Origin of the sequence: Methylibium rhizosphaerae, from assembly GCF_006386545.1 — a bacterium.
Lineage (GTDB): Bacteria > Pseudomonadota > Gammaproteobacteria > Burkholderiales > Burkholderiaceae_C > Pseudorivibacter > Pseudorivibacter rhizosphaerae.
Window position 1 is genome coordinate 115,542 of sequence record NZ_SWAR01000013.1, and the last position, 7,549, is coordinate 123,090.

General features: G+C 66.8%; 4 protein-coding genes. All 4 read right to left on the bottom strand.

What is annotated here, in order from left to right:
* Positions 1-31: 31 nt before the first annotated feature.
* Positions 32-1,081 carry a cytochrome c peroxidase gene (locus E8D38_RS12065; RefSeq protein WP_140630124.1) on the bottom strand — a complete coding sequence of 350 codons (1,050 nt, stop codon included), beginning with the start codon at positions 1,079-1,081 and terminating at the stop codon, positions 32-34.
* A 212-nt stretch (positions 1,082-1,293) separates the two neighbouring features.
* Positions 1,294-1,644: a hypothetical protein gene (locus E8D38_RS12070; RefSeq protein ID WP_140630129.1), complete on the bottom strand. Its 351-nt coding sequence runs from the start codon at positions 1,642-1,644 to the stop codon at positions 1,294-1,296.
* Positions 1,635-7,280 carry an RHS repeat-associated core domain-containing protein gene (locus tag E8D38_RS12075; protein ID WP_140630132.1) on the bottom strand — a complete coding sequence of 1,882 codons (5,646 nt, stop codon included), beginning with the start codon at positions 7,278-7,280 and terminating at the stop codon, positions 1,635-1,637. Before E8D38_RS12075 ends, E8D38_RS12070 begins: the two co-directional genes overlap by 10 nt.
* 29 nt (positions 7,281-7,309) lie before the next feature.
* A partial coding sequence (locus E8D38_RS28285; RefSeq protein WP_181179081.1) for a hypothetical protein occupies positions 7,310-7,549 on the bottom strand: 240 nt, incomplete at its 5' end.

Consider the following 7,549-nt stretch of genomic DNA (forward strand, 5'->3'; position numbering starts at 1 on the left):
GTGATGTCGAGCTGGATCTGCTGTGTGGGAGTCAATGCGAACCTGCCGGCGAGGCCGGCGTGGGTGAATCGCTGGTCAGCGCCTTCAGGAAGGCGACGAGGTCGTCACGCTCCTGCGGCGTGAGGATCAGCGGGCGGCCGTCCTGGGCGCCGCGGTAATAGAGCTCCAGGTCGACCGCCTCTTCGAGCGTGGCCACACTGCCGTCGTGCATGTAGGGCGCGGTGAGCGCCACGTTGCGTAGGCCGGGTGTCTTGAACTTGCCGATGTCGGCCGGGTCGAGCGTGAAGGCGAAGCGCCCGAGTTCGGCGATATCGGCATCGGCCAGCGCCTCGTGGTCGAAGACACGGCCATCGCGGTGCAGTGCCACCAGACGCTGCGTCAGCTCGGGCAGCTTGCGCTCGATGCGGCGCAGGCCGATGGCCAGCGAGTGGAAGCCGTGGTCGGTGAAAAGCGGGCGCGGGCCTTCGGCCACATGGCAGCGCGTGCACTGCGCGCGTTGCGAAAACAGCTCCCAGCCGCGGCGGGCGGCCGGGCTCATGGCCGAGGGATCGTTCTGCAGGTGGCGGTCGAAAGGTGCAGGTCCGGAGACCAGCGTGCGCTGGAAGGCGGCCAGCGCACGGGCAACGTGCTCCAGGCGGATGTCGGAGCCCTCGACGCCGAAGGCGGCGCGGAAGGCTTGCGGGTAGTGAGGGTCGGCGCGCAGCAGCGACAGGAGATGGGCTTCGTCGCGCAGGCCGTGCTCGATGGGGTTGAACAAGGGGTCGGTGGCTTGTTCTTCCAGGGTGTTGCGGCGGCCGTCCCAGAAGAGGGTGCGTTGGTCGGCGACGTCGAGGAGACTGGGGGTGTTGCGGGTGCCCTGCTTGGCGGAGACACCGGCGGCTTTCGGGAGCCCATCGGTGAAGGCAAGTTCGGGGCGGTGGCACGAAGCACAGGAAACCTTGGTGTTCGCACTGAAGCGGGAGTCGGAAAAGAGGCGTTGGCCAAGATCAGCTGACAACAGGAGTTGGGAGTCCGATCCTGCCTCCACTGTCGTGACCGCAAGTAGCAGTCCAAGCAACAAACACTCAGCAATTCGATTCACGACAACAACAGGTGTGACCTACACCCGGTCAGGGTGTTGGTGGGTTCGCCGCTCGGGGTAGACCACCAGAGCTGGCATTGCTGCGCCTTCCAGCGCCTTCGTCTCTACAACGCGCGACGCGCCATAGGACTTCTTGAGAAACAAGCGAGACCGTTGCTCGCGCTGAGCGCCTCTCCGCCAACGCCGATCCCCTGATCCAGCAGCGGAACTGATCAGCGAGTGATATAGAACAACGCGACACCAGTTGGGATAGCGATCACACAAAACACCAAGCCAATGACGTCTTCCCTTCGCTCATTTAGATCCTTGCCGCGCAGCAAGCTTGCAATCAGTCGAACCGCTATACCGGCGCCTCCTCCGATTCCAATCATGAGTAGGCTGAGTCCAAGCCCCTTGGCGTAGGGAAATATCTGCGTCACAAAGCCTTCTGATCGCCCTCCCTCGCCAGAACTGAAAAACGCATAGCCAAAGACAACCCCACAAGCGAGAGACGCAGCGATCAGCCCCGCCAGTAGCCACGTCTCACGCCGCTTCTCGCTGACTCGATGGGTAGTCATCGACATGCCGTTCCTCTGCTTTCCCTAGCAACGTATACCCCAATGCCTGCGCCAACCGCACCGGCTATGGCACCCTGCACTCCACCACCAGCCGCTGCAACCGCAATGCCGATGGCCGGTCGAATGACGAACGGACCGAATCGCTCGACCCCGTTGGAGATCTGTTCGGCTCGCCTGGCGACTTCTTGCGCAGGCGTGTACGTATCTTCATCCGCCCGCCTGTTGTCATATTCACGCTGGATTGCGCACTCCTGATCCATGTAGTCCATGTACGACTGCCAGCCTTGATACCCTGCATAAACAGCACCTGCAATCGTGATCAGTCCACCCACCAATCCCGCTTGCCCGCTTGGATCGATGTGATCTACAGGTCTACCTCCAACGTATGCGTAGCTGTTGGTCTGTCCAGAAGCCCAGCCAATCGGATCCTCGCTGATGAACCGCATGCACCCGGGCATGTAGTACCTCGCCCGGTAGTAGTACAGCCCCTGGCTGTTGCCCGGGTTGTCGTTCTCCCGCCCGGTGTACTGCTGGCTGTTGCTGGCCGCCGGGTTGTCGCTGGTGGTCGCGCCGTAGGGCTCGTAGCGGTAGTCCACCACCTTGGCCTGGTTCTGGTCCGTGAGCCGAACGGTGTTGTTGTTGCCGTCGGTGAGGAAGCTGTGCACCTGCCCGTCCTTGAGCCTGGCGAAGGTCTGGTCGATGCCGCCGGTGATGAGCTGCGCCTTCACGCCCGCGGTGTTGCTGGTGCCCAGCAGCTCCTGCACGAAGTTGTCGCCGTCGTACACGTAGCCGGTGGTGGCGCCGTTGATCGTCTTGCCGCTCCTGCGCCCCTGGCTGTCGTACTGGAAGGCCGCCATGGCGCTCGCGCCGGTGCTGATGCCCTTGAGCTGGTTGCGCTCGTCCCACTGGTAGGCGCTCACGCCGTCGGCGATGAGGTTGCCGTTGTCGTCGTAGCTGTAGCTCCTGCCGGCCCATTGCCGCAGCCGGTTGTTGACGTCGTAGGCGGCATCGGTCACGTCGGCCGGCGGCAGCTCCAGCCGCGCCAGACTGCCGCCGGCGCCGGTGCGGCGGCCGTTGGCGTCGTAGGTGTAGGTCAGGTCGCCGATCAGCGTGCCATCGGCCTTCTTGTAGGTGATGGCGGTGAGCTGGTCGGCAAAGTCGTAGGTGTAGGCCTCGGTGCTGCCGTTGGGCAGCGTGGTTTGCGTGCGCCGGCCGGCGGCGTCGTAGGCCAGCGTGACGACCTGCGCCACGTTGTTGTTGGCGCTGCCAGCGGCCTGGGCGATGCTCGTGAGCCGGTCTGCGTTGTCCCAGCCGTAGGTGATGGTGGGCTGCGCGGTCTGCGCCCCGGGCGTGCCGTTTTTCACCACCATGCTGGTGCGGCGGCCTGCCGCGTCGTAGGTGTAGTTCACCTCGCCTTGCGGGGTGACCTCCTGCGTCATGCGGTCGAGCCCGTCGTAGCTGCGCGTGATGACCTGGCTGGCCGCCACGCTGGCGCAGTCGAGGCTGGTGGTCGGGTTGGCGCAGGTCTTGTCAACGATCTGCGTGAGCCGGTTGCCCTTGTCCCAGGTGAGTTCGACCACGCTCTTGAAGGCGGTGGGCAACGCCGCGCTGGCGCCGAAGCCGATGCGCTTGGCACGCCCTGCCGCGTCGTAGCTCACTGCACTGAGCTGGCCCTTGCGGTCGATGCGCAGGCGCGGCTTGCCGCCCGGCTCGTACTGGAAGGTTTCTGCCTTGAGCAGCGCGTCGGTGGTGCTGGCGCGCTGGCCGACCGCGTTGTAGGTGTGGCCGGTGGTGTTGCCCTTCTGGTCGACCTGGGTCAGCACGTTGCCGTTGGCGTCGTAGCTGAACTGGATGGCCTGGCCCAGCGCGTCGGTGATGCGGGTGAGGCGGTTCAGGCTGTCCCATTCCTGGGTGGTGCGGTTGCCCAGCGCATCGGTTGCGGCCAGCTGGCGGCCCACGGTGTCGGTGAAGAGCTGCACCTGCCGGCCCAGCGGGTCGGTCACGCTGGTGAGGTCCGGCCCGTCATAGCCGAGCGTGGTCTGCTTGCCCAGCGGGTTGGTCACGCTCACCCGCTTGCCCTGGGGGTCGTAGCCGAAGCTGGTGGCGTTGCCCAGCGGGTCGGTCACCTTGGTGAGGTTGCCCTTGAGGTCATAGGCCAGCGTGGTGGTGCGGCCGTTGGCGTTCGTCATCGTGAGCGGGCGGCCCAGCGTGGCGTCCCACGTCATCGACGCGCTCACCGCGTTGGCGGTGCCGGCCAGGCGCGTGATCTTGGTCGGGTTGCCGGCGCCGTCGTACTCGTAGGCCGTCTTGCGGTTGAGCGCATCGGTCATCGACAGGGTCAGGCCGTTGGCCACCTCATAGGTGGTCACCTGCTCTTCGGGCTGGCCGAGCGGGAAGGTGTTCTTGGCGACCAGCCCGGAGGTATCGAACTCCACGCGGCGCACGCTGCCTCGACGGTCCTTCACGTCGGTTCGCACCAGCCTGCCGCCAATGTCGATCAGGTAGGCGTACTCGAAGGTGCTGCCGTCGGCGAGTGTCTGTTTCTTGACCCGCACCCCCTCGTATTCATTCGCCACACGCGTGTGGCCGTTGGGGTCCTTGATGGACGTGACACGGTTGTTCGTCGTGTCCCAGGTGTAGATGCGCTTCTGGTTGTGGGGGTCGGTCACCTCGGTGAGCCGGCCGCCGCTGTCGTAGGTGTAGCTGAAGCTGCGGCCGATCTGGTCGGTGATCTGGCTGATGAAGCCGTTCGTGTTGTAGGTGAAGCTCACCGTGCGTCCGCTGGGGCTGACCACGCGGCTGGCGTAAGCATTGTTCGCCGGCCGCTCGACGGTCAGGCGGTTGCCGTTGGCATCCTCCATCCACTTGAGTCGGGCGGTGTAGTTGGGGAAGGCCCAACGCCGCCCGTCCTTGAAGTAGAGGATCAACGCTCCTTCAGCGCTGGAGTGCTTGAAGTAGGCGCGGTGGAAGGCGCCCGTGGCGTCGGTGTTCTGGAACACCTGCGAGACGTAGCAGCAGGCGGTGCCGTTGACGTTGGGGAAGCGGATCTTGCGCCCGTTGGGCATGACCAGCTGGATCTCCGAGTAGGTGGGCGCCGGCAGGTACAGGTACATCTCGTACGGGTGGGTGGCGCCCACGCCGAAGGCACGCGCGTATTGCGCACTGCCGCCTGAGTTGTCCATCGTGCGGTAGGTACGCCGGATGTCGATGGGCACGGTGTCGGCGATGAACAGGTCGCGTTCGATGTGCACGAAGTGGCCGGTGCTCAGGTCGACCGGGTCGCCCCCGCACACGCCGCCGCCGGCGTCCGAGCTGTTGCCCCAGCCACCGTCTCCGCCACCGTCTCCACCGTCGCCGCCGCCGCAACCGTCGCCGCCGCCACCACCGCCGTCAGGGCCGCCCGAGGATGCACTGGTCGCGCCGAACTGGTAGATCTGGAAGGTACGATCCGACTCGACGCGCTGCCCGTCGGCGCTCACGCGTGCCACGGCGTACTCGTACCAGCCGCGACCCTTGGGGTCGTAGTCGAACAGGCGCATCGGCGCACCGGGGCCGAAGCCGGTGTAGTTGGGGTAGCGCACGGTGGCCGCGCGCGGCTTGCCGTCCACGCCCTGGATCACCGCGCCGCCGGGCTGCAGCGTGTAGTACAGCGGCACGCCGAAGTAGGGCATCGGGAACGGGGTCTGGTCCACCGGCAGCGGCGTGATGCTCACTTCGGTGACGATCTTGCCGTCCACGTCGCGGATCACGGTGCCGGCCGGTAGCGTGACTTCGAAGCCGGGCAGCAGCGGGTGGGTGAGCGTGACGTCGGTCTTGGTGGGCGAGTCGATCTTGACTGCATGGCGGGTGTCCAGCTTGGGCATCCACACCACGAAGGGCAGCGTGTTGGTCTGCCCGGCCTGCAGGTCGAGCCTGTATTCGAAGACGCCGTAGGTGGCATCGCGCCGGTTGGCGCTGCGACCGTCGATGTGCAGCAACTGGCTGCCGGCCGGGATGCCCGCGAGCAGGAACTCGCCTTGCTCGTCGGTCTTGGCGCTGATGCCGTTGATGCTGAGCGTGACGTTGGCCAACGGCTTGCCGTTCAGGCGCAGCACCTGGCCGGCCAACGCCGTGGTGCCGGCAGCTGCGGCGCCCGCCTTGGCATAGGCCGCAGCGGCTTTCACCTCCTGCGTGGTCTGCGCATGCACGTCACCCCAGCCGAGGCGCGCACGCGTCTTGAGCTTGCCCGCAGCCGCCTGCTCCTCGCCAGCCTTGCGGCTCACTCCCAGAGCCTGCCACTTGCGATCGAGCAGTCCTTCTTCCCACTCCTGGCTGCCGTAGAGCACCTTGTGCACCTCGGGTCGCTTGGGCTTGTATTGCGCCGCGCGCCCGGCCTTGCCGCTGACCCAGTTGCCCTTGCGATGCGTCGCATCGGGCACGAAGAGTTCGTCGTCGGCCTGCATGGCGGCCAGTGCCTTGGGGTCGACCTGCGGCGCCGCGGTGCGCGGATCGCGCCCGTTGGGCGCCGCCGCCGCGCCACCATGGACCAGCGTGGCACTGCCTGCACTGCCCAGTGCCGCGGTGTCGAACCCGATGGCCGTGAGGGGCAGGCGCTGCTGCGCCTTGTCCTGCGCACCGTTGATGAACAGCGTGTAGCGGCTCGCCGGCAGCAGCTGCTGGCTGGGCCATACGAAGAGCAGCAGGCCCTGCTCGGCCGCCACCACCTTCACGGTCTCGGCGCCGTTCGGCCCGATCAGGGTGACGCTCTGCGCGTTCAGGCTGGCCACCGACAGCCGCTTGTTGAAGCGGACCATCAGCGGGCCCTGCCCCGCCACGTTGCGCTCCTGCGTCTGCGGGCGGCTGGCCTGCACGGCCGGCGCCTGGCTGCCTTCGAGCCCGCTTTCCAGGGCCTTGGCCTGCGCAGCGTTCAGGCTGCGGAAGCGCTGCGTGTTGGCATCAAAGAGCTCGGCATGTCCGGCGGGCTGCTTGTCGGCTGTGCTTCCGCCCCACAACAGCACAGCGTCCTCGGGCGTCAGGCTGGCGTTCTGCCTGAAGCGCGGCTGGCTCAGCCGCGCGTTGAAGCGCTCGACCTGGCCGGTGGCGGGGTTCCAGAGTTCGGCCGCATCCAGGGCGCGGCCGCGCCCGTCCAGGCCGCCTGCCAGCAGCACGCGGCCGTCGCCGAGCAGGGTGGCGCTGTGCTGTGCCCGCGCGAGCAGGCCCGGGGTCGGAAGCAGGGCGAACTGTCCTGTCGTGGGATCGAACACTTCGGCTTGTGCCACCACGTCGCCGTCGGCCCCGGTGCCGCCCAGCACGAGCACGCGTCCATCGGCCAGCAGGGTGGCCGAGTGGCCGGAGCGCGGCCGCTGCAGGCCTTGCGGCAGGGGCAGCTTCACGCCGTCGGGCTTGACGATCCAGGCATGGCCGAGCGATGCGCTGCCGGTGCCCTCACCGCCGGTCAACAGCCAGCTGCCGTCGGCCAGCTGGGTGGCGCTTTGCCCGGCAGAAGCCGACGGGGCCAGCCCCGTGGCGGCCTTGACCGGCAGGGAGGTTTTCGCTTGAGGTTGAGCCTGCGCCTGTGCCTGTTGATCGAGCGCGGGCCAAGCGAGCAGCAGGCAGGCCGCAGTGAGCGTCAAGGCCCGCACGGCGCGGTATGGGTTCTTCATGATGTCTCTCCCTCGCAGCTTGATGCCGCTCACTTCTTTTTCACCTGCAGCCCGAGCGTGCCCTTGTCGAGGATCGCCGGGTTCACGTACACGGTGTAGGCACCCGTCTCCGGCAGCGTCACGTCGAAGGTGCTGCCGGCCTGGCTGGTGGTGAAGTAGGTGTACCCCACGTGGTTGCTCTGCGTCGCGTCGCTCGGCTTGTACAGGTACACGTAGGTGTAGTTGTTCGTGCTGCCGTTGCCGTCGTCCAGCGCATTGCCCGTGAGCAC